Source organism: Pseudomonas sp. GM33, assembly GCF_000282295.1.
Classification (GTDB): Bacteria; Pseudomonadota; Gammaproteobacteria; order Pseudomonadales; family Pseudomonadaceae; genus Aquipseudomonas; species Aquipseudomonas laurylsulfatiphila.
The window spans coordinates 1-21,568 of record NZ_AKJO01000082.1 but is presented as its reverse complement, the minus strand read 5'-3'; the positions used below and the strand labels follow the sequence as shown (position 1 = coordinate 21,568).

19 protein-coding genes are annotated in these 21,568 nt (G+C 60.7%); 10 read left to right on the top strand and 9 right to left on the bottom strand.

All coding sequences use genetic code 11. The features are described from left to right. Positions 1-22: 22 nt before the first annotated feature. Positions 23-1,048, bottom strand: a complete 1,026-nt coding sequence (locus PMI26_RS15615; RefSeq protein ID WP_033047849.1) for an NAD(P)H-dependent glycerol-3-phosphate dehydrogenase — start codon at positions 1,046-1,048, stop codon at positions 23-25. Between the two features lie 194 nt (positions 1,049-1,242). Between PMI26_RS15615 and PMI26_RS31405 the strand changes: the two genes are divergently transcribed. The 6 genes from PMI26_RS31405 (at position 1,243) to PMI26_RS15640 (ending at position 6,820) form a co-directional block, all read left to right on the top strand. Further along, positions 1,243-1,404: a hypothetical protein gene (locus PMI26_RS31405; RefSeq protein WP_007974557.1), complete on the top strand. Its 162-nt coding sequence runs from the start codon at positions 1,243-1,245 to the stop codon at positions 1,402-1,404. 1 nt (position 1,405) lies between these two features. Next, positions 1,406-2,338 carry an ABC transporter substrate-binding protein gene (locus PMI26_RS15620; protein ID WP_007974555.1) on the top strand — a complete coding sequence of 311 codons (933 nt, stop codon included), beginning with the start codon at positions 1,406-1,408 and terminating at the stop codon, positions 2,336-2,338. Beyond that, on the top strand, positions 2,335-4,236 hold the full coding sequence (locus tag PMI26_RS15625) for an ATP-binding protein (protein ID WP_007974553.1): 1,902 nt from the start codon (positions 2,335-2,337) through the stop codon (positions 4,234-4,236). Before PMI26_RS15620 ends, PMI26_RS15625 begins: the two co-directional genes overlap by 4 nt. A gap of 247 nt (positions 4,237-4,483) precedes the next feature. Then, complete coding sequence (fabA, locus tag PMI26_RS15630; RefSeq protein WP_003227150.1) at positions 4,484-4,999, top strand: 3-hydroxyacyl-[acyl-carrier-protein] dehydratase FabA; 516 nt, start codon at positions 4,484-4,486, stop codon at positions 4,997-4,999. An 11-nt stretch (positions 5,000-5,010) separates the two neighbouring features. After that, entirely contained in the window at positions 5,011-6,231 is a 1,221-nt protein-coding gene (gene fabB, locus PMI26_RS15635; protein ID WP_007974551.1) for a beta-ketoacyl-ACP synthase I, read from the top strand. A gap of 400 nt (positions 6,232-6,631) precedes the next feature. Further along, positions 6,632-6,820, top strand: a complete 189-nt coding sequence (locus PMI26_RS15640; protein ID WP_007974549.1) for a hypothetical protein — start codon at positions 6,632-6,634, stop codon at positions 6,818-6,820. Between the two features lie 57 nt (positions 6,821-6,877). Here PMI26_RS15640 and PMI26_RS15645 read toward each other — a convergent pair whose 3' ends face one another. The 8 genes from PMI26_RS15645 to PMI26_RS15680 all read right to left on the bottom strand — a co-directional run bounded on the left by PMI26_RS15645 (position 6,878) and on the right by PMI26_RS15680 (position 16,521). Beyond that, on the bottom strand, positions 6,878-7,825 hold the full coding sequence (locus tag PMI26_RS15645; protein ID WP_007974547.1) for a hypothetical protein: 948 nt from the start codon (positions 7,823-7,825) through the stop codon (positions 6,878-6,880). A 186-nt stretch (positions 7,826-8,011) separates the two neighbouring features. Then, complete coding sequence (locus PMI26_RS15650) at positions 8,012-8,554, bottom strand: DUF2058 domain-containing protein (RefSeq protein ID WP_007974544.1); 543 nt, start codon at positions 8,552-8,554, stop codon at positions 8,012-8,014. A 28-nt stretch (positions 8,555-8,582) separates the two neighbouring features. Next, complete coding sequence (mazG, locus tag PMI26_RS15655; protein ID WP_007974542.1) at positions 8,583-9,416, bottom strand: nucleoside triphosphate pyrophosphohydrolase; 834 nt, start codon at positions 9,414-9,416, stop codon at positions 8,583-8,585. Positions 9,417-9,545: 129 nt separating this feature from the next. Then, a complete protein-coding gene (relA, locus tag PMI26_RS15660) occupies positions 9,546-11,789 on the bottom strand; it encodes a GTP diphosphokinase (protein ID WP_007974540.1) in 2,244 nt (747 codons plus the stop codon). Positions 11,790-11,911: 122 nt separating this feature from the next. Next, positions 11,912-13,264, bottom strand: a complete 1,353-nt coding sequence (gene rlmD / locus PMI26_RS15665) for a 23S rRNA (uracil(1939)-C(5))-methyltransferase RlmD (RefSeq protein ID WP_007974539.1) — start codon at positions 13,262-13,264, stop codon at positions 11,912-11,914. Beyond that, positions 13,264-14,166 carry a cysteine synthase CysM gene (gene cysM, locus PMI26_RS15670; RefSeq protein ID WP_007974537.1) on the bottom strand — a complete coding sequence of 301 codons (903 nt, stop codon included), beginning with the start codon at positions 14,164-14,166 and terminating at the stop codon, positions 13,264-13,266. The genes rlmD and cysM overlap by 1 nt, the downstream gene beginning before the upstream one ends. A gap of 224 nt (positions 14,167-14,390) precedes the next feature. Continuing rightward, positions 14,391-15,812, bottom strand: a complete 1,422-nt coding sequence (locus tag PMI26_RS15675) for a sensor histidine kinase (protein WP_007974535.1) — start codon at positions 15,810-15,812, stop codon at positions 14,391-14,393. After that, entirely contained in the window at positions 15,802-16,521 is a 720-nt protein-coding gene (locus PMI26_RS15680; RefSeq protein WP_007974534.1) for a response regulator transcription factor, read from the bottom strand. Before PMI26_RS15680 ends, PMI26_RS15675 begins: the two co-directional genes overlap by 11 nt. A 215-nt stretch (positions 16,522-16,736) precedes the next feature. Between PMI26_RS15680 and PMI26_RS15685 the strand changes: the two genes are divergently transcribed. The 4 genes from PMI26_RS15685 to PMI26_RS15700 all read left to right on the top strand — a co-directional run bounded on the left by PMI26_RS15685 (position 16,737) and on the right by PMI26_RS15700 (position 21,544). Continuing rightward, positions 16,737-19,490 carry a response regulator gene (locus tag PMI26_RS15685; RefSeq protein ID WP_007974532.1) on the top strand — a complete coding sequence of 918 codons (2,754 nt, stop codon included), beginning with the start codon at positions 16,737-16,739 and terminating at the stop codon, positions 19,488-19,490. A 145-nt stretch (positions 19,491-19,635) separates the two neighbouring features. Continuing rightward, positions 19,636-20,628 carry a 2-hydroxyacid dehydrogenase gene (locus tag PMI26_RS15690; protein WP_007974530.1) on the top strand — a complete coding sequence of 331 codons (993 nt, stop codon included), beginning with the start codon at positions 19,636-19,638 and terminating at the stop codon, positions 20,626-20,628. Between the two features lie 77 nt (positions 20,629-20,705). Then, positions 20,706-21,140, top strand: coding sequence for a hypothetical protein (locus PMI26_RS15695; protein WP_007974528.1), 435 nt, complete (start codon positions 20,706-20,708; stop codon positions 21,138-21,140). Then, complete coding sequence (locus PMI26_RS15700) at positions 21,140-21,544, top strand: META domain-containing protein (protein WP_007974527.1); 405 nt, start codon at positions 21,140-21,142, stop codon at positions 21,542-21,544. The genes PMI26_RS15695 and PMI26_RS15700 overlap by 1 nt, the downstream gene beginning before the upstream one ends. The last annotated feature ends 24 nt before the right edge of the window (positions 21,545-21,568 follow it).

Genomic DNA, 21,568 nt, shown 5'->3' with positions numbered 1-21,568 from the left:
CCTGCTTTTCTGGCAAGCGTGATTAATTGAAACCACTGGTGGAAATAAAGTCGACGTCGGTTTTCGGCTCGCCACGCATTAACAGACCGATGACCTGCTCCAGCGTGCGGCCTTCGAACAGGATCGCGTGCAGCCCGGCGACCAGCGGCATGTACACGCCAACCTCCTGGGACTTGGCCTTGAGTACCTTGAGGGTGTTGACCCCTTCGGCGACTTCACCCAGGCGCGTGACGGCCTCGTCCAGGCTCAGGCCCTGGCCGAGGGCAAAGCCGACCTGATAGTTGCGGCTCTTTGGCGAAGAACAGGTCACGATCAAGTCGCCCACGCCGGCCAGGCCCAGGAAGGTCATCGGGTTGGCGCCCTGATTCACCGCGAAGCGGGTCATTTCCGCCAGTGCCCGGGTGATCAGCATGCTCTTGGTGTTTTCCCCCATGCCCAGCGCCACCGCCATGCCGGCGATGATCGCGTAGACGTTTTTCAACGCCCCGCCCAGTTCCACGCCGAAACGGTCGGCGCTGGCATAAACCCGAAAGGTGCGGCCGTGCAACGCAGCCTGAACCTGTTGGCACAGTTCTTCGTCTTCACTGGCGACCACCGTGGCCGTCAGCGCATGTTCGGCGATTTCGCGGGCCAGGTTGGGGCCTGACAGGACGCCGATGCGTGCCTGCGGGGCGATCTCTTCGAGAATCTCGCTCATCAACTTGAACGTGTGGGCTTCGATGCCTTTGGTCAGGCTCACCAGCATTTTGCCGCTCAAGCGTTCGGCGTGCGGCACCAGCACCGAGCGCAGCGCGCTGGAGGGCAGTGCCACGAAACACAGGTCGCAGGCGTCCAGAGTGGCCTGCAGGTCGGTGACCGGGGTGACGCCGGGCAGAATCTTGATGCCTTTGAGGTAACGCGGGTTTTCGCGATTGACCCGAATGGCCTCGGCCTGTTCGGGGTCACGCATCCACTGAAGGACCTGATGTCCGTTCTCGGCCAGCAGATTAGCCACGGCGGTTCCAAAACTTCCGCCTCCCAGGACCGCAATCGGGCGCTGTTCAGTCATATGCAATCCGTTAATCCATACCAGTGGCGATGTCGGCATTATACGGGGCAGCCCATCGGCGGCCAGCCCCGACATCAAATACCTGCCCCCCTAGGAAGAAGACCAATAAAACCGAGGAAAATGCAGACATCGTGAATGGAAAAGTCATTCGGCTCAGTTAACATGCGCGCCATCAATCACTGACAGGATGTGTTGTGTCTCCGGGTGCTCCTTCACCGCGTTCACCTCTGGTACTGGCGCTGATTTTCAGCTCGCCGGTGCTGGCCGACGACCTGTTCCAGGACAGCGAACCGCTGCCGCAAAACCATTATGACCAGCGCCACGTGATGTATTTCAGTGCCGAGCTGGAACTTTAAGATGCCGTATCGTGCGGCCTGGAGAATACCGACCCTGGGCCGGTTGCTGGCGGTGCTTTGCCTGCTGTTCACCGGCGTGCTGGGCAGCCTGGCGAGCAATGCGGCCGACATTTTGCTCACGGGGGCCGAAGACAGCCCCGGTGTGCGGTCGTTTACCCGGGCCCTGAGCGAGTTGCGACCGAACGACAACGTGCGATTCCAGACGCTGACCAGTTTGCCGATACCGGGAAAACTGCCGGAAAACATCCGTTTGATTCTCCTCGACCTGCCCAGCCTCGACTGGCGCCTGCAGGACGCCCAGGGTCCGGCGACACTGGTGCTGCGCATCAGCCGCCTGCAAGCCCGGCAACGCTTGAGCAACTCGCTGCCGGGGCGCCTTTGCCTGCTGTGGAGCGATCCACCGCCGGACCGCCAATTACGCCTGACCCGCACCCTGTTGCCCCAAGCCAAACGCATTGGCGTGCTCTACGACAACCACAGTGAATTCCTGTTGGATGAGCTGCGTCAGGCCGCCCTCCCCCTGGGCCTTGAGGTGGTCACCCAACGCTGGGACAACATTCACGACAGCCGCCCGTTACAGACCTTGCTCAAGAACAGCGACGTGTTGCTGGGACTGGACGACGCCGACCTGTACAACCCGCAAACCGCAAAGAACCTGCTGCTGAGCAGCTACTCGCGGCAAATGGCACTGATCGGCCCCAACGCGGGCTTCGTCAAGGCCGGGAGCCTGGCCAGCACCTACAGCGATCAGAGCGACTGGCTGGCGGTCCTCGACGAATTGCTCGACCGGCCACCGGCCACCTGGCCACGCTCGCACTACCCCCACCGATTCAAGGTCGCGAGCAATCCCCAGGTGGCGCGTTCCCTCGGTATCGAACAGATAAACGAAGCGTCTGTCGCCACATTGCTGGCTGAAGGAGAACGCCGTCCATGAACCTGCGTCGTCGCTGGGACATCAACACCCGCACCCAACTCATCAGCCTCGGCCCTGCCCTGCTGCTGACATTGCTGCTGATCAGCTTCTTCACCTTCGTGCGTATCCAGGATCTGCGTCAGGAAATCTCCCACACCGGCCAGTTGATCGCCAACCAACTGGCCCCCGCCGCCGAGTACGGGGTGATTTCGGGCAACAGCGAAGTGCTTGAAACCTTGCTCAAGGCGACGCTGGCCACGCCCAACGTGAGCTTTCTGGAAGTCCAGGACAGCGCCAACCGGGTTCTGGTGTACGTCGAACAACCGAACGAACACCACAATCGCGCGCAACAGCTCGAAGTGTTCCAGGCCCCCATACGGCTCCAGCGAATCGCGTTGCACAATGACTTTTTCCAGAGCAGCAAAACCGCCACTGCTGCCCCCACCGAGGACTACCTCGGCCGGGTGATCGTCGGGCTGTCCAACGATGCCTTCAATCGGCGCCAGCAGGAAATCATGCTCAAGGCTGCCATTCTGGCGCTGTTTGCCCTGCTGTTTACCTTCCTCGTGGCCCGACGCCTGGCGGGCAGCCTGTCACAACCGATCCGTGATATCGGCAATGCCGTCAAGGCGATACAGGCCGGCGATTACAAAACACCGCTGCCGATTGTCGATGACACCGAGCTGGGGGCGCTGTCGCAACACATCAACAACCTCGCCAGCGGTCTCGAGCAGGCCAGCCGCGAACAGCACCAGGCCATGGCGCAGTTGATCCAGACCCGCGAAGAGGCGGAAAAGGCCAACAACGCCAAATCCGATTTCCTCGCCATGATGAGCCACGAACTGCGCACGCCGATGAATGGCGTACTGGGCATGCTGCAGTTGCTGGAAACCACCGACATGACCGAGGAACAGGTGGAGTACGCAGCGCTGGCCTCGGAATCCACCGAGCACTTGCTCAAGGTCATCAACGACATCCTGGATTTCTCGCGGATCGAACGTTCGGAGCTGGAACTGGAGCACATTCCTTTCAACCTCGCCGACCTGATCGGCAGTTGCGCCCAGTCGTTCCAGCACAGCGCCGCGCAACGCGGTCTCGACCTGCAATTGATGATCCCCGACGACATGCGCGGCCTGCAGGTCAAGGGCGACCCGACGCGTATCCGGCAGATACTGGTCAACCTGGTGGGCAACGCGCTGAAGTTCACCGAGCAGGGCCGCGTCACCCTCGAGGCGCAATGGCAGTCGCTGGATCACGAACTGCTTTGGTTCACCTGCACTGTGCGCGACAGCGGCATCGGCATCCCGGCCGAAAGCCTGGAATTGATGTTCAACGCTTTCCAGCAGGCCGACAGCTCCATTTCAAGACGCTACGGCGGCACCGGGCTGGGCCTGCCGATTGCCCGCACCCTCGCCGAACGCATGGGGGGTACCTTGCGCGCGCAGAGTGAGGAAGGCCGCGGTTCGGTGTTCACCCTGGAAATTCCCCTGGCCCTGCACCAGCAGACGCAGCCGCTGTTGCCCCACCGCACGCAAACCGGCGACAGCGACGGCGAAGGGCGCAATGTGCTTTTGGTCGAAGACAACCCGGTCAACCAGACGGTCATCGAAGCCATGTTGCGCAGTTTGGGCTTCAAGGTCAGTGTCGCCGCCGACGGCGCGCAGGCGGTACACAGTGCCGAGAGCCTGATTTTCGAAGCGATCCTGATGGATTGCCGCTTGCCGGTCATCGATGGCTATGAAGCCACCCGACAAATCCGCCAGTTACCCGGGTGCACCGACCTGCCGATCATCGCCCTGACCGCCAACGCCTTGCAGGGCGATCGCGAGGCCTGTCTGTCGGCAGGGATGAACGATTACCTGGCCAAGCCATTCAAACGGGCTGATCTGCAACAAATTCTGCAACGGTGGGTGCAGTAGTACAGGCCTTTCGACCATCTGCGACTGGCGTGAAAGGCGAAAGTGCGGCAGTCTTAGGCACCTCGACAAGCCCGAAAAGGGGCTTGAATAATAATTTCAGTGCACAAGTGTACATTCATGTCCTTGGTGCTGTGACTTTCACCACAACGCAATAGTCTATGAGTAGGCTGCCGGTTCGAGGCATGAACGCTTCGATCGGCCGGGAAGATTTGCCCCACCTGCCGCATGGGACTATTGAGGAGCTCGCATGACCAAACAAAACGCCTTTACCCGGGAAGACCTGCTGCGCTGCAGTCGCGGTGAGCTGTTCGGCCCTGGTAACGCGCAACTGCCCGCCCCGAACATGCTGATGGTTGATCGCATCACCCTGATCAGCGAAGAAGGTGGCAAGTACGGCAAAGGTGAATTGGTCGCCGAGCTGGATATCAATCCGGACCTGTGGTTCTTCGCCTGCCACTTCGAAGGCGATCCGGTGATGCCGGGCTGCCTGGGCCTCGACGCCATGTGGCAACTGGTCGGCTTCTTCCTGGGCTGGCAAGGCCTGCCGGGCCGTGGCCGTGCGCTGGGTTCGGGCGAAGTGAAATTCTTCGGACAGGTCCTGCCGACCGCCAAGAAAGTCACCTATAACATTCATATCAAGCGCGTCCTCAAGGGCAAGCTGAACCTGGCCATCGCCGACGGTTCGGTCACTGTCGACGGTCGCGAAATCTACACCGCCGAAGGCCTCCGGGTCGGCGTGTTCACCTCCACTGACAACTTCTAAGGGTTATCCGCATGCGCCGCGTCGTTATCACTGGTCTGGGCATCGTTTCTTGCCTGGGCAATGACAAAGAGACCGTCTCCGCTAACCTGCGTGCAAGCCGCCCTGGCATCCGGTTCAACCCGGAATATGCCGAAATGGGTCTGCGTAGCCAGGTTTCCGGCTCCATCGACCTCAACCTTGAAGAACTGATCGATCGCAAGATCTATCGCTTCGTCGGCCATGCGGCAGCTTATGCCTACCTGGCCATGAAAGACGCCATCACCGACTCGGGCCTGACCGAAGAGCAGGTTTCCAACCCGCGTACCGGCCTGATCGCCGGCTCCGGTGGCGCATCGACCCTGAACCAGATGGAAGCGCTGGACATCCTGCGCGAGAAAGGCGTCAAGCGCGTCGGCCCATACCGCGTCACGCGGACCATGAGCAGCACCGTTTCCGCTTGCCTGGCCACTCCGTTCAAGATCAAGGGCCTGAACTACTCCATCGCTTCTGCCTGCGCCACCAGTGCTCACTGCATCGGTACCGCCATGGAACAGATCCAGATGGGCAAGCAGGACATCGTCTTCGCCGGTGGCGGTGAAGAAGAGCACTGGAGCCAGTCGTTCCTGTTCGACGCCATGGGCGCCCTGTCCAGCAAGCGCAACGACACCCCCGAAAAAGCCTCCCGTGCCTACGACGCCGACCGTGACGGCTTCGTCATCGCCGGCGGTGGCGGCATGGTCGTGGTCGAAGAACTGGAACACGCTCTGGCCCGTGGCGCGAAGATCTACGCGGAAATCGTCGGCTACGGCGCGACTTCCGACGGCTACGACATGGTTGCCCCAAGTGGCGAAGGCGCGATCCGCTGCATGCAGCAGGCGCTGTCCACCGTCGACACCCCGATCGACTACCTGAACACCCACGGCACCTCGACTCCGGTCGGCGACGTAGCGGAAATGAAAGGCGTGCGTGAAGTGTTCGGCGACAAGGCTCCGGCCATCAGCTCCACCAAGAGCCTGTCGGGTCACTCCCTGGGCGCCGCCGGCGTTCACGAAGCGATCTACTGCATGCTGATGATGGAAGGCAACTTCATTGCCGGCTCCGCCAACATCGACGAGCTGGACCCTGAAGTGGCCGACCTGCCGGTGCTGACCAAGACCCGCGAAAACGCCACCATCAACACCGTGATGAGCAACAGCTTCGGTTTCGGTGGCACCAATGCCACGCTGGTACTGAAGCGCTGGGAAGGCAAGTGATTTCCCGCTGCTGAGCCGCACATGAAAACGCCCCGACTGGTTCGGGGCGTTTTTTTTTCGTCTGAAAATAGGGCAACACCACATCCTTGTGGGAGCGGGCTTGCTCGCGAAAGCGGTGAGTCAGCCGACATCCATGTTGAATGTTAAATCGCTTTCGCGAGCAAGCCCGCTCCCACAGGTTTTGCATTCAGCCTGCAGTTTCATCGTCACAAACATGAAACCTTTGTCATGAAACTCAATGGCCTGCGACCGAATGTCGCGTAGTTAGCGGGCTGCAGGACTGTTTCCGTTTTTGCAAAAAACCGTTACCAAACTCAACCATTTACTTAGCAAGCTACCAAACTCTATAACAGAGGCCTGCACACGCCTTGCTGCAGATAACAGAGATTGGAGCTAGCAGATGACTGTCAAAGTAACTGAACGCGACGATTCACATAAATCCCACGAGGGTGTGGCCGCCGGCATCCGGATCTGGGACGTACACCAACAAGACCTGCTGGTCGGTATGTTCCATTCCGAAGCCGACGCGCAAAACTACAGGGCCGAACTGGAAATGCTCGAGCGTAAACGCGAGCTCGCAACCGGTTGAAAACAGACTCGACCATGGTGCAGCCTGCCCTTTCCTGCCGGGCAGGCTGCATCCACATCAGACAACCTCGATCAGCGTCAAATGAAGGTCATCTTCGATCTTCACCGAAGGAACACTTTCAACAATCCAGCCCGCTTGAAGCCTGACCACCTCGACCTCGCCATTGCCCATTCCGTCATTGCGGATCGAAAACTGCAGCGATGAGGGGTGACGCTTGGAATAATTGAAAGGCAAGCCACAGGCAATCAGGAAATCGATTTTTGCTTCGGTCAACTCAACTTGAATGTCGCGCTCGCCTTCTTTCAGACTGTAGTAATCCAGGCACAAGTTGATTGCAAAAGGGCAGCCATTGACGAGGCTGTTGATGAACCGCCCCTCATAACCATCGAAATAACTGTGTTCAGCCCGCACGCTGCTTAGCTTCTTCACCTTGACTTCGATTTCCTCGGAAATCTTGAACAGCCAAAAGTCCCCCTCCGAAGCCAGGTGTTTACCGAAGTCGATACCTGATACATGGCGCTTCGGCCACATCGACATCAAAGGAATATCGACTTCATATTCTTTATTGGTGATCGCCAGCAAGTAATTAATAACGTCGTAATAACCCGACTCACCTTCTCCAACCTTGATGAGTGTTGCACAGCTTCCCGCCAGCAATACGACCTTTCCATAGCGCTCCACTGGCAGTTCGGTCATCAATAAAGCTATGCATGCTGGCACTTTCTCCAGGTAGGCAGAATTCAGCTCATGGAGTTCCTCCACATTGCGAACCTCGCGCCAGGGGATGTTCCAGAAGAACTCAGGCAGGGTAAAGAAAACACAAGCGGTCGCGCCATGATCTTCGCGAGCAGCTTTTGCAGCGATCTTGATTTTTCGGCGTACAAGCTCGGCACGAGCGACAAGTTCATCGTCCAGATAATCGCTAATGGATTGTCCGAGCGGTCGTGACTGTGAAAGCTGCGACTTGAAAGTGGGTTGGCGTAACGAAGCGATACTGACAAACATTTATCCCATCCTTGGATACTAAAGCTCATTTCACTTGCTTTCTCCTGACACAAATATCCTTGCAAAAAGATATTATTCCCTGCAAAAGAAAACCCGAAAGATCGTATCGACACAACCTTTCGGGCTCAATGAATTATTCATGCAAAGTACTAGCAAACATGTAAGCCTGCTAGAACATTGAATCTGTTACCACATCAGGTCATCAGGAATCTGATAGGCCGCATACGGATCGTCCTCGGCGATGACCTCTTCAGTCTGCACATTGAGCTGCACGATGCGCTGCGGGTCGCGCTCCTGAATCTTCAGCGCCGCCTCGCGCGGAATCACTTCGTAGCCACCAGCGTGATGCACGATAGCCAACGATCCACTGCTGAGCTTGTTGCGCATCAGGGTGTTGACGCAGATGCGCTTGACCTTCTTGTCGTCGACGAAGTTGTAGTAGTCCTCGGTCGTCAGCTTTGGCAGGCGCGAGACTTCGATCAGCTGCTTGACCTGCGCGGCACGAGCCTTGGCCTCGGCTTTCTCCTGCTGCTGGCGGTTGAGTTCCTGATCGCGCTTGACCTTCTCGGCCATGGCTTCCTGCGCTGCGCGCTGTTGGGAGTCATCCAGCTCGATCTGGCCTTTGTGGGCCAGGCGCTGTTGTTTCTGCTTGTCTTTGCTGACCTGCTTGGCCTGCTTCTGGTTGACCAGCCCTGCTTTGAGCAACTGGTCGCGAAGGGAAATGCTCATGGTGCTTATTACTCACTTGGGCCACGGCTCAACCGCAGCTGGGCAAATTCTTTTCCTGACGTTTGGCTTCGCCCCACAAGGCGTCCAACTCTTCGAGGGTGCAATCTTCTATGGGACGACGGGTATCGCGCAATGCCTGTTCGATAAAACGAAAGCGTCTTTCAAACTTGCCGTTGGCGCCACGCAGTGCGGTTTCCGGATCAACCTTGAGATGCCGCGCCAGATTGACCACGGAAAACAGCAGGTCGCCGATCTCGTCGGCCACGGCTTCGGGATCGTTTTCCGACATGGCTTCGAGCACTTCATCGAGTTCCTCACGCACTTTATCGAGCACCGGCAAGGCGTCCGGCCAGTCGAAGCCGACCTGCCCCGCGCGCTTCTGCAATTTTGCCGAACGCGACAGCGCCGGTAATGCAGCGGGGACGTCATCGAGCAACGACAACTGCTCGGGTGCCGAAGATTTCTCCGCACGCTCTTCGGCCTTGATCTCTTCCCAGCGCTGCTTGACCTGCTCCTCACTCAGGCGTGGGACATCCAGAGGCGCGTACAGATCACCGGTGGGGAACACGTGGGGATGACGGCGGATCAGTTTGCGGGTGATGCTGTCAACTACGCCGGCGAACTCAAAGCGCCCTTCCTCGCGAGCCAACTGGCTGTAATACACCACCTGGAACAGCAGATCGCCCAGCTCGCCCTGCAAGTGATCGAAGTCACCGCGTTCGATCGCGTCGGCGACTTCGTAGGCTTCCTCAAGGGTGTGCGGGACGATGGTGGCGTACGTTTGCTTGATGTCCCATGGGCAACCGTACTGCGGGTCGCGCAGGCGGTTCATGAGGTGTAGCAAATCTTCAAGTGAATACATCGATCAATCTCTACTGGACCCTGTGGGAGCGGGCTTGCTCGCGAAGAGGGAGTATCAGGCTACACAGATGTCGACTGACACACCGCTTTCGCGAGCAAGCCCGCTCCCACATTGGATCGGCGCTGTTCATCAAGGTGTGCGGTTACGCCGCGTTTCGATGATGTTCGGCAACTGGGAAATCCGCCCCAGCAACCGCCCCAATGCATCCAGCCCCGGAATCTCGATGGTCAGGGACATCAGCGCAGTGTTGTCCTCCTTGTTCGAGCGGGTGTTGACCGCCAGCACGTTGATCCGCTCGTTGAGCAGCACTTGCGACACGTCACGCAGCAAACCGGAACGGTCGTAGGCGCGGATGACGATGTCCACCGGATAGGTGAGCACCGGCACCGGCCCCCAACTGACCTGGATGATCCTCTCCGGCTCGCGCCCGGCCAGCTGCAGCACCGAGGCGCAGTCCTGGCGGTGAATGCTCACACCGCGCCCCTGGGTGATGTAGCCGACGATGGCATCGCCCGGCAATGGCTGGCAGCAGCCGGCCATCTGGGTCATCAAGTTGCCGACGCCCTGGATCTGGATATCACCGCGCTTGCCCGGTTTGTAGCCCGTGGCCTTGCGTGGAATCAGTTCCAGCTGTTCGTTGCCGCGCTCCGGCTCGACCAGTTGCTGCGCCAGGTTGACCAGTTGCGCCAGACGCAAGTCGCCGGCACCGAGGGCGGCGAACAGGTCTTCGGCGGTTTTCATGTTGGCCTTGTCGGCCAGCTTGTCGAAATCCACCGCAGGCAAGCCGAGGCGATTGAGCTCGCGCTCAAGCAGGGTTTTACCAGCCGCGACGTTCTGGTCGCGAGCCTGCAGCTTGAACCAGTGAACGATCTTCGCCCGTGCCCGCGACGTGGTGACGTAACCCAGGTTCGGGTTCAGCCAGTCGCGGCTCGGGGTGCCGTGCTTGCTGGTGATGATCTCGACCTGTTCACCGGTTTGCAGGCTGTAGTTGAGCGGCACGATGCGCCCGTTGATCTTGGCGCCACGGCAGTTATGACCGATTTCGGTGTGCACGCGGTAGGCGAAGTCCAGCGGCGTCGCGCCCTTCGGCAAGTCGATGGCATGACCGTCCGGGGTGAAGATATAGACCCGGTCGGGCTCGATATCGACCCGCAGCTGTTCGGCCAGACCACCGATGTCGCCCAGCTCCTCGTGCCATTCGAGCACCTGACGCAGCCAGGATATTTTCTCTTCGTAGTGATTGGAACCGGATTTGACGTCGGTGCCCTTGTAGCGCCAGTGCGCGCACACGCCGAGCTCGGCTTCCTCATGCATCGCGTGGGTGCGGATCTGCACTTCCAGCACCTTGCCCTCAGGGCCGATCACCGCCGTGTGCAGCGAGCGATAGCCGTTTTCCTTGGGGTTGGCGATGTAGTCGTCGAACTCTTTCGGGATGTGCCGCCACAGGGTGTGGACGATACCGAGCGCGGTGTAGCAGTCGCGCATTTCCGGCACCAGCACACGAACGGCACGCACGTCGTAGATCTGGCTGAACTCCAGACCCTTGCGCTGCATTTTGCGCCAGATCGAATAGATGTGTTTGGCCCGGCCGCTGATGTCGGCATCGACGCCGGTGGCCTGCAATTCGTTTTTCAGCTGGCTCATCACGTCGCTGATGAAGCGCTCGCGATCCAGTCGCCGCTCGTGGAGCAACTTGGCGATCTGCTTGTACTGGTCCGGCTCCAGGTAACGGAAGGACAAGTCTTCCAGTTCCCACTTGATGTGGCCGATACCCAGGCGGTGGGCCAGTGGCGCATAAATGTCGAAGACTTCACGGGCCACGCGGTTGCGCTTTTCGTCGTCGGCGGTTTTCACCGCACGGATGGCGCAGGTGCGTTCGGCCAGCTTGATCAGGGCGACGCGAACGTCGTCAACCATGGCCACCAGCATCTTGCGCAGGTTTTCCACCTGGCCCTGGGTGCCCAGCACCAAAGATTTTCGCGGACTCAGGCTGTCGCTGATCGCGGCCATGCGCTGCACGCCATCGATGAGTTTGGCTACCACCGGACCGAAGCGCTGGCTGACCGCCGGCAACTTGATCTGGCCTTCGCGTACGCCTCGATACAGGATCGCGGCGACCAAAGAGTCCTGGTCGAGTTTGAGATCGGCGAGGATCTCGGCGATCTCAAGTCCGGTACGGAAAGTCGAGTTACCTTCCGACCACAGATTCTGTGCCGCATTGGCTTGTTGTTCGGCCTCGCGAGCGTACTCGCAGGCTTCCTTCAAGGCTTCGCGATCCAGTGCCAGATCGACACTCACCGCGTGATCGAGCCAAGCCTCGAGATTGATACTGCCGTCGGTGTTGATCGGCTGGTGTGCTCTCACCTGTACCATCTTGCTTACCTTCCCTACGACGCAGATTCAATGCGTCAAATCGCTGACCTTCGTTGCCGGTGCGCCCACGTCGGGCTCGGTGCGCGGCTGCACGGGCGGGCCAGTCGGACCAGACGAGCATCCTAGCTCGCTTCAAATAACGCCATGGCCTCGACATGTGCCGTTTGAGGAAACATATCGAGAATCCCGGCACGTTTTAACCGGTAGCCCTGCTTGATCAATTCGACCGTGTCGCGCGCCAGCGTTGCCGGGTTGCATGACACATACACCAACCGCTCGGCGCCCAGGGTCTTGAGCTTGCGCACAACCTCGAAAGCACCGTCACGCGGTGGGTCCAAGAGTACCGCACAAAAGCCTTCGGCGGCCCATTCGGCGTCCGTCAAAGGCTGGGATAAATCGGCCTGAAAAAACCTCGCGTTATGCAGATTGTTGCTAGCGGCATTCGCCGCCGCCCGGTCGACCATCACCTGCACGCCTTCCACTGCCACCACTTCGCGAGCAGCCTTGGCCAGCGGCAAGGCAAAATTGCCCAGGCCGCAGAACAGATCGAGTACGCGCTCATCCGCCGTCGGCTTCAACCAATCCAGCGCCTGGGCGACCATCGCTTCGTTGACGCCGGCGTTGACCTGGATGAAATCTCCCGGCCGATACGCCAGTTCCAGGTCCCACTGCTCAAGACGATAGCCCAGCGACTGGTCAGCCTCGACCGGTTGCGGTTCACCGTCGCCATGCAGCCACAACTGGGCCTCATGGAACGCGCAGAAATCCTTGAGGATGGTCATGTCACTTTCAGACAACGGCGCCATGTGCCGCAGCAAGACCGCCAGCGTCGAGCCGCTGAACAACTCCACGTGCCCCAGTGCCTGGGGTTTGCTCAAGCGCCGCAACATTTCCGGCAAGCGGGCCATGATCGGTTGCAAGGGCTGTACCAGCACCGGGCAATCGTCGATGCCAACGATGTCCTGGCTGCCGGCGGCACGGAAACCGACTTCGAGCTTTTTCGCCTTCATGTCCCAGCGCACCGCCACGCGGGCGCGACGCCGGTAGGCGAATTCCGCACCGCTCAAAGGCGGCGCCCACTCTTCGGGTTCGACGCCCGCAACCTTCGACAACTGCTCGGCGAGCATGCGCTGTTTCAGGGCGAGTTGTTCGTTATGAGGCAGATGCTGCACGCTGCAACCGCCGCAGCGACCGGCATGGGCGCACGGTGCCGGGCGGCGCAATTCGCTGGCCTTGAACACCCGTTCGGTACGCGCCTCGACCACTTTGCCGTGGGCGCCGAGCACACGCGCTTCAATCTCCTCACCGGCCAACGCGCCGATGACGAACCAGGTGCGGCCTTCGAAAAACGCGATGCCGCGACCGTCATTGGCCAGGCGCTCGATGGTCAGGCGCTGCTTTTTGCCGGTCGGGATTTGCGGGGCCTTGCTGCCACCGGTGGGCTGGAAGCGCAGGCCTCTTTCATGCTTGGCCATCAGTTGGGCGCGTCGAAAATGCCGGTCGACAGGTAACGGTCGCCACGGTCGCAGATGATCGCGACGATCACCGCGTTTTCAACTTCTTTGGACAGGCGCAGCATTGCCGCCACGGCACCGCCCGAGGACACGCCACAGAAAATGCCTTCTTCGCGGGCCAGCCGACGGGTCACGTCTTCGGCTTCGCTTTGAGCCATGTCGACGATCCGGTCCACGCGTTCAGCCTGGTAGATCTTCGGCAGGTATTCCTGGGGCCAGCGGCGGATGCCCGGGATCGCCGAGCCTTCCATCGGTTGCAGGCCGATGATCTGCACGTTGTCGTTCTGCTCTTTCAAGTAGCGCGACACACCCATGATGGTCCCGGTGGTGCCCATGGAGCTGACGAAATGGGTGATGGTGCCCTCGGTCTGGCGCCAGATTTCCGGGCCGGTGGTGGTGTAGTGCGCTTCGGGGTTGTCACCGTTGGCGAACTGATCCAGAACCTTGCCGCGACCTTCGGCTTCCATCTTCTGTGCGAGGTCACGGGCGCCTTCCATGCCCTGTTCCTGGCTGACCAGGATCAGTTCGGCACCATAGGCGGTCATGGCCGCCTTTCGTTCGGCGCTGGAGTTGTCCGGCATGATCAGGATCATCTTGTAACCCTTGATCGCCGCGGCCATGGCCAGGGCGATCCCGGTGTTGCCCGAGGTCGCTTCGATCAGCGTATCGCCGGCATGGATCTGCCCGCGCAGTTCGGCACGGGTGATCATCGACAGCGCCGGACGGTCCTTGACCGAACCCGCCGGGTTGTTCCCTTCGAGCTTGAGCAAAAGGGTGTTGCTGGTGGCGCCGGGCAGGCGCTGCAAACGGACCAGCGGAGTGTTGCCGACGCAATCGGCGATAGTTGGGTACTGCAAGGTCATGGCGTATTCGCAATCCAGACTGCGGGGGCGCCTATCATACCGGCAAACCTCGGAAGGCCATATCACGCAAAGTGTGGTGCTTATGGTTTATGGGAATAAGCGGCAAGCCTTGAGCTGCAAGCGGCAAGTGGCGGTGCCACTCGGAGCATGAAAAACAGGGGTTGTTATGGTGGGAGTGAGGGCCTCTTCGCGGGCAAGCCCGCTCCCACAGGGGGCTGGGGTAATTACAGGTTTCGCGGTTCAAACACAGTCAGTGTGGGAGCGGGCTTGCCCGCGAAGGCGTCGGCACTGACGCTACTGACATCCGCCAACAGCCGCATATTCAAACGCAAACCGATCCCGGTGTTCTGCGCCCAAAGCTGTCCGCCCTGACGCTGCACCGCATTCCTGGCAATACTCAACCCCAACCCAAACCCGCCATCCCCCGGCCGCGAACCGTCGAGGCGTGTGAAGGGCAGGAAGATCCGCTCCAGATCAGATTCCGCCACACCGCCGCCCTGATCCTCCAGCCACAGATGCCAGTATTTACCCTCGCGCTGTCCGCCAAGGTGGACCATACCGCCCTCGGGCGAATGCCGAATCGCATTGCGCAGAATGTTTTCCAGGGCCTGGGCCAGGGTGTTGAGATGACCGCGCACCCAGCAGGATGCATCCACCGTGCATTGCAGCCGAGTATCAGGCCAACCGCTTTCATAGCAGGCATTCTCCGTGAGCATCTCCCACAGCGCCTGGATCTGGATCGCTTCGTCGGGCAAGCGGGTGCGCTCGGTGTCCAGCCAGGCCAGCTGTAGCGTGTCTTCCACCAGGCGCTGCATGCCATCGACCTCCCGGCCGATGCGCTCGCGCAATAGCTCCAGCCCCTGCTCGCTTTCACTGGCCACCCGCAAGCGGCTCAAGGGCGTACGCAGTTCGTGGGACAAGTCGCGCAGCAGTTGCTGCTGCAAGGCCACGGTACTTTGCAGGCGTTCAGACATGTGATCGAACGCCCTGCCCAGCTCGCCCAGTTCATCCGAACGAATGGTGGTCCGGCTCGAAAGCCGTACGTTCAGTTGATCGGCACGCCAGGCATTGGCCTGCTCACGCAAGTGGTTGAGTGGCACCACCAGCAAACGGTAGAGCCCGACGCACAGCAGCAAAGTGAAAAGCCCCGGAATCACGCCGTTGGTGATCACCCGCCAGAACACCCGGTATTGCCCAGGCAGAAAGCGTTCGGGCAACTCGATCACCAGGCTGCCGGCGGACGAGTCACCGGGAAACGGTATGCGCATCCATGGCCGGCCTTTCTTGTGGATGGGCCAATCGAGGCCGCGTAAAAAAGTCAGGCGTTCGACTTCCTTGTCCGTCAGCGACTGATTGCTCAAGGACTGCAAATCACCGTCGATGACACCGACCCAGCCTTTTTCCCGCTGATGCATGCTCTGCAGCCAGTCATCGACACCGGCGCTCTGGCGCTGCTGCCATGCCTGCTCGGCCTCGGCAGCGTAGCGCGTCAGGGTGCCGCGGGCCTCATCGGAGAGGAACTGGTTGCGCTGTTCCATGTAACGGCCCCAGGACCAACTCAACCAGATCATCAGCAGACAGAATGCGACCAATAGGCAAGCAAGCTTCCAGAACAGCGAATGCCTGCCCGGCAAGTTACATTTCATCGGCGGCGCTCAGGATGTAACCCTTGCCCCAGACCGTGCGCACTTCGCGCTCGGTGTAGCCAATGGCCTTGAGCTTGCGGCGGATCTGGCTGATGTGCATGTCCAGGCTGCGGTCATGGGCCGCGTAACCCCGCTGCAACACCTGCTGATAAAGGAAGGCTTTGCTCAAGACTTCGTCGGCGCTGCGGTGCAGTGTCTCCAGCAATCGATACTCGCTGCGGGTCAGGCCGCCGGCCCGTTCGCCATAAAACACCTCGAAGCTGTCATCGTCGAAACGCAGGCTGTCCATCGAAGGGGCTGGCACTGCGGGGACGGGGCGGCGGTCGAGGGCCACCCGCCGCAGGATGGCTTCGATGCGCACCCGCAACTCCACCATGCTGAAGGGCTTTGGCAGGTAATCGTCGGCCCCCAGGCGAAAGCCGCTGATGCGGTCGGCCTCGGCACCGAGAGCCGACATCAGCAACACCGGGGTGGAATGGCTCTGACGCAATTGGGTCAGCACCGCCAGACCGTCCATGCCCGGCAGCAGAATATCCATCAGCACCACATCGAAAGGTTGCCGTCGGGCCATGTCCAGGCCTTCCTGGCCGTTCTGGCACCAGGTCACCTGGAAGCCGCTGCGGTCCAGATGCTCATGCACGTAGGCGCCCAGCACGAGGTCGTCTTCAATGGACAGGATTCGGGGGAGGCTGGCAGTGATGGGAGTCATGACTATCTGCAAACAATTCTCAGTTCAGCGATTATTCAAGATTGCCTCGCCAGGGGCAACCCACCGCTTGGCTGTAGCACCAATGAACTGAGCAGGCCGACGAATGGCAGCCGCATTTTTACGAAGATTGCCCGCGAGCAAATCGCTACACTGCGCAAGTGCTGCATGGCGGATATTCGTGCAGGTCTATGAATAGCGGGATGCAGGAGAGATGCGTGCTCAAGAAACTGGGAATCAAAGGCCGCGTGCTGTTGCTGACCCTGTTGCCGACCAGCCTGATGGCGTTGGTGCTGGGAGGGTATTTTACCTGGATGCAACAGGCTGACCTGCAAACCCAACTCATGCAGCGCGGCGAAATGATCGCCGAGCAGTTGGCTCCCCTGGCGGCGCCGGCCATGGGCCATCAGGACAACGAACTGCTCGAACGCATCGCCACCCAGGCCCTGGAACAAACCGACGTACGGGCCGTGACCTTCCTGTCTCCCGACCGCACGCTGCTGGCCCACGCCGGCCCGACCATGCTCAACCAGAAGCCTTCCGGCAGTGGCACGCAGATGCTGCGCCGCAGCGGTAACGATGCGACCCGCTATCTGCTGCCGGTATTCGGCAAACACCGCAACCTGGCCGGGGAAGTGATTCCCGAAGAAGCCGACCGCCTGCTGGGCTGGGTCGAACTGGAGCTGTCCCATAACAGCATGCTGTTGCGCGGTTACCGCAGCCTGTTCGCCAGCCTGATGCTGATCGCAGCCGGGCTGATCGGTGCGGCACTGCTGGCCCTGCGCATGGGTCGCACGATCAACCGGCCGCTCAGCCAGATCAAGCAGGCCGTGGCCCAACTCAAGGACGGCCATCTGGAAACCCGCTTGCCGCCCCTCGGCAGCCAGGAGCTGGACGAACTGGCCTCCGGCATCAATCGCATGGCCGGCACCCTGCAAAATGCCCAGGAAGAATTGCAGCACAGCATCGACCAGGCCACCGAAGACGTACGCCAGAACCTGGAAACCATCGAGATCCAGAACATCGAGCTGGACCTGGCGCGCAAGGAGGCCCTGGAAGCAAGCCGGATCAAGTCCGAGTTCCTGGCCAACATGAGCCATGAAATCCGCACGCCGCTCAACGGCATTCTCGGCTTCACCCACCTGTTGCAAAAAAGCGAGCTCACCCCACGCCAGCTCGACTACCTGGGTACCATCGAAAAGTCCGCCGACAGCCTGCTGGGCATCATCAACGAGATTCTCGACTTCTCGAAAATCGAGGCCGGCAAGCTGGTGCTCGACCATATTCCGTTCAACCTGCGCGACCTGCTGCAGGACACCCTGACCATTCTCGCCCCCGCCGCCCACGCCAAGCAGCTGGAACTGGTGAGCCTGGTGTACCGGGACACGCCGCTGTCCCTGGTCGGCGACCCGCTGCGGCTCAAGCAGATCCTGACGAACCTGGTGAGCAACGCAATCAAGTTCACTCGCGAAGGCACCATCGTCGCCCGCGCCATGCTCGAAGAAGAGCACGAAGACACCGTGCAACTGCGCATCAGCATTCAGGACACCGGCATCGGTCTGTCCAACCAGGACGTGCGCGCCCTGTTCCAGGCTTTCAGCCAGGCCGACAACTCGCTGTCGCGGCAACCTGGCGGCACGGGCCTGGGCCTGGTGATTTCCAAGCGCCTGATCGAACAGATGGGCGGCGAGATCGGCGTCGACAGCACACCCGGGGAAGGCTCGGAATTCTGGATCAGCCTGAGCCTGCCAAAAGCCCGCGACGATGCCGAAGACCTGCCCGCCGCGCCCTTGCTCGGGCGTCGGGTGGCGGTCCTGGAAAACCACGAACTGGCCCGACAGGCCTTGCAGCATCAACTGGAAGACTGCGGCCTGAGTACCACGCCGTTCAATACCCTGGAAAGCCTGACCAATGGCGTCACCGCCGCCCACCAGACCGATCAGGCGATCGACCTTGCCGTGCTCGGCATCACCAGCAACGACATGCCGCCGGAACGCCTCAACCAGTACATCTGGGACCTCGAACACCTTGGCTGCAAAGTGCTGGTGCTGTGCCCGACCACGGAACAGACGCTGTTCCACCTTTCCGTGCCTAACCCCCACAGCCAGCTCCAGGCGAAACCGGCCTGTACCCGCAAGCTGCGACGCTCCCTGTCTGACCTGGTCAGCCCGCGCCCGATGCGCAGCGAGCCGGGCGAACCGGTGTCCAGCCGTGCACCAAAGGTGCTGTGCGTCGATGACAACCCGGCCAACCTGATGCTGGTGCAGACCCTGCTCGAAGACATGGGCGCCAAGGTGCTCGCGGTGGAAAGCGGTTATGCCGCGGTCAAGGCGGTACAAAACGAGACATTCGACCTGGTATTGATGGACGTGCAGATGCCCGGCATGGACGGCCGCCAGAGCACCGAGGCGATTCGCCAGTGGGAAAGCGAGCGGCATTGCACGCCATTGCCTATCGTGGCCCTCACCGCCCACGCCATGGCCAACGAAAAACGCGCACTGCTGCAAAGCGGCATGGACGACTACCTGACCAAACCGATCAGTGAACGACAATTGGCCCAGGTGGTGCTGAAGTGGAGCGGCCTGGCGTTGCGCAATCACAGCCCGGAGCGCTCCGGCGATGGGCACGGCAGCGCCCATGACCTGTTGGTGCTCGACCACGAGGAAGGATTGCGCCTGGCCGCCGGCAAGGCGGATCTGGCCGCAGACATGCTGGCGATGCTGTTGGCATCCCTGGAGGCTGACCGCGAAGCCATCCGTCTGGCTCAGCAGAGCAATGACCACAACGCCTTGATCGAACGGGTCCATCGCTTGCATGGCGCGACACGCTACTGCGGCGTACCGCAATTGCGTGCGGCCTGCCAACGCAGCGAAACCCTGCTCAAGCAACAGGATCCGAAAGCCAGCGTGGCACTGGACGAACTCGACCGGGCGATCAATCGCCTGGCAGCCCACGCGCGAATGAACGCTTGATGCAGCGCAATCGCGGGAATCAAATATCAGCGTAAGCTCTGTGGGAGCTGGCTTGCCTGCGATGGCGGCCTCAAGGACAACGTAGAGTTTGATCCCCTCATCGCCGGCAAGCCAGCGCCTACAGGAACGAGGCAAAGAGGAAATCATGCGCACGATTCTTTTCAGCAGCCAGAACTACGACATCGACAGTTTTCTCGCGGCCGGGCGACCGGCCGGCATCGAGCTGCAATTTCAGCCTGCGCGCCTGAGCCTCGACACGGTCGCGCTCGCCCAAGGGTATGAAGCGGTCTGCGCGTTCATCAATGATGACCTCGGCGCGGCAGTACTCGAGCGCCTGGCCGCTGGAGGCACCCGCCTGATCGCCCTGCGCTCGGCGGGTTACAACCACGTCGACTTGCCAACGGCAAAACGTCTGGGACTGGCCATCGTGCGCGTCCCGGCCTATTCGCCCCACGCCGTGGCCGAACACGCAGTGGCGCTGATCCTCGCACTCAACCGCCGCTTGCCCCGTGCCTACAACCGCACCCGCGAAGGGGATTTCAGGCTTCAGGGGCTGACCGGTTTCGACCTGGTGGGCAAGACGGTCGGCGTGGTCGGCACCGGGCAAATCGGCGCCACCTTCGCCAAAATCATGAACGGTTTTGGCTGCCGGTTACTGGCCTATGACCCCTACCCCAACCCGCAGGTCGAAGCCTTGGGCGCGCGCTACCTGGGCCTGCCGCAACTGCTGGCCGAATCGCAGATCATCAGCCTGCACTGCCCGCTCAACGAACAGAGCAAGCACTTGATCAACCGTGAATCACTGGCGCACATGCAGCCGGGCGCGATGCTGATCAATACCGGACGTGGCGGCCTGGTGGACACCCCGGCGCTGATCGACGCATTGAAAGACGGTCGCCTCGGCTATCTGGGGCTGGACGTGTATGAGGAGGAGGCGCAACTGTTCTTCGAGGACCGTTCCGACTTGCCGTTGCAAGACGATGTGCTGGCCCGGTTGCTGACCTTTCCCAACGTGATCGTCACCGCACACCAGGCCTTTCTGACCCACGAAGCGCTGGATGCGATTGCCGCCACCACGTTGCGCAACATCGCCGTCTGGATGGCGGGCACGCCGGAAAACCTGGTCACGGGTGACTGAAACGGATCGAAGGTCATCGGCCTGCGCGATGCGGCATGCAAGCCCGTGCTAGCATATCGCGCATATTTGGAGGACCCATGGTCGAACACGATTTCCGCTACAGCCTGATGAACCCGCAACACACCCTCACCGAATGCCGCGCCCTGGTGCCGGGGCGCTATCAGGTCACCGGCAACGGTGGCTCGATTCGCAACAACGACGTGCTGGTCGTGACCCTCAAGGGCGCCAAGGACTTGTCCATGCGCCTGACCGTCGAAACGGTTCGCCACCTGATCAATCCGCCCGGCCAATGGGTCGCGGTGGCCAGCGGCCCGGTGTTCGGCGAACTGGCGATCCATACCTGGCAAGTGAACTGCGACAGCTGCGCCAAAGCGCTGAACTTCGAGTTCGCCGTCGACGCCAAGCTGGGCAACAAGGCCGAAAAACCTGCCGCCACCGCGCGCATTGCCGAGCTGGGCTGGACCACCGTCGGCGAGAAACACCTGTGCCCGAAATGCCAGGAGCCTGCGTGATGAAACGCCTCGCTCTGAGCGCGATGACCGGTGCCAGCCTGCTGGGCTGCGCCGCCGAGCCGGTGCAGCTTGAACACAATCGCAGCTACATCCTGGAGTGGATCGGCGAGCGGCCGCTGATGGACTACAGCCACCTGACCATCACGCTCGGTGAAGATGGCCGGGCCTACGGCAATGGCGGCTGCAACCACTGGTTCGCGCCGTACACCCTGGAGGGCGACAAACTGACCTTCGGCAAAATCGGCAGCACCCGCAAACTGTGCGCGCCGGCGCTGATGGAGCAGGAAAAACGCTTCCTGCAGGCCCTGGAAAACGTCCAGCGCTGGGACGTCTCCCCGATCGAGCAGATCCGCTTCTGGCCAGCCGAAGGCAAGCCGTTGCGCTGGTGGCTTGAAGAGGGTTGATCCACAAAAAAGATCGCAGCCTGC

Coding starts and splice junctions, on each gene's coding strand:
- PMI26_RS15625 (WP_007974553.1), top strand. CDS start 2,335: ATGAACCTGCGTCGTCGCTGGGACATCAACACCCGCACCCAACTCATC.
- fabB (WP_007974551.1), top strand. CDS start 5,011: ATGCGCCGCGTCGTTATCACTGGTCTGGGCATCGTTTCTTGCCTGGGC.
- relA (WP_007974540.1), bottom strand. CDS start 11,789: ATGGTACAGGTGAGAGCACACCAGCCGATCAACACCGACGGCAGTATC.
- PMI26_RS15695 (WP_007974528.1), top strand. CDS start 20,706: ATGGTCGAACACGATTTCCGCTACAGCCTGATGAACCCGCAACACACC.
- PMI26_RS15680 (WP_007974534.1), bottom strand. CDS start 16,521: ATGACTCCCATCACTGCCAGCCTCCCCCGAATCCTGTCCATTGAAGAC.
- PMI26_RS15690 (WP_007974530.1), top strand. CDS start 19,636: ATGCGCACGATTCTTTTCAGCAGCCAGAACTACGACATCGACAGTTTT.
- PMI26_RS15700 (WP_007974527.1), top strand. CDS start 21,140: ATGAAACGCCTCGCTCTGAGCGCGATGACCGGTGCCAGCCTGCTGGGC.
- PMI26_RS15650 (WP_007974544.1), bottom strand. CDS start 8,554: ATGAGCATTTCCCTTCGCGACCAGTTGCTCAAAGCAGGGCTGGTCAAC.
- fabA (WP_003227150.1), top strand. CDS start 4,484: ATGACCAAACAAAACGCCTTTACCCGGGAAGACCTGCTGCGCTGCAGT.
- PMI26_RS15640 (WP_007974549.1), top strand. CDS start 6,632: ATGACTGTCAAAGTAACTGAACGCGACGATTCACATAAATCCCACGAG.
- mazG (WP_007974542.1), bottom strand. CDS start 9,416: ATGTATTCACTTGAAGATTTGCTACACCTCATGAACCGCCTGCGCGAC.
- PMI26_RS15645 (WP_007974547.1), bottom strand. CDS start 7,825: ATGTTTGTCAGTATCGCTTCGTTACGCCAACCCACTTTCAAGTCGCAG.
- PMI26_RS15615 (WP_033047849.1), bottom strand. CDS start 1,048: ATGACTGAACAGCGCCCGATTGCGGTCCTGGGAGGCGGAAGTTTTGGA.
- rlmD (WP_007974539.1), bottom strand. CDS start 13,264: ATGGCCAAGCATGAAAGAGGCCTGCGCTTCCAGCCCACCGGTGGCAGC.
- PMI26_RS15620 (WP_007974555.1), top strand. CDS start 1,406: ATGCCGTATCGTGCGGCCTGGAGAATACCGACCCTGGGCCGGTTGCTG.
- PMI26_RS15675 (WP_007974535.1), bottom strand. CDS start 15,812: ATGAAATGTAACTTGCCGGGCAGGCATTCGCTGTTCTGGAAGCTTGCT.
- cysM (WP_007974537.1), bottom strand. CDS start 14,166: ATGACCTTGCAGTACCCAACTATCGCCGATTGCGTCGGCAACACTCCG.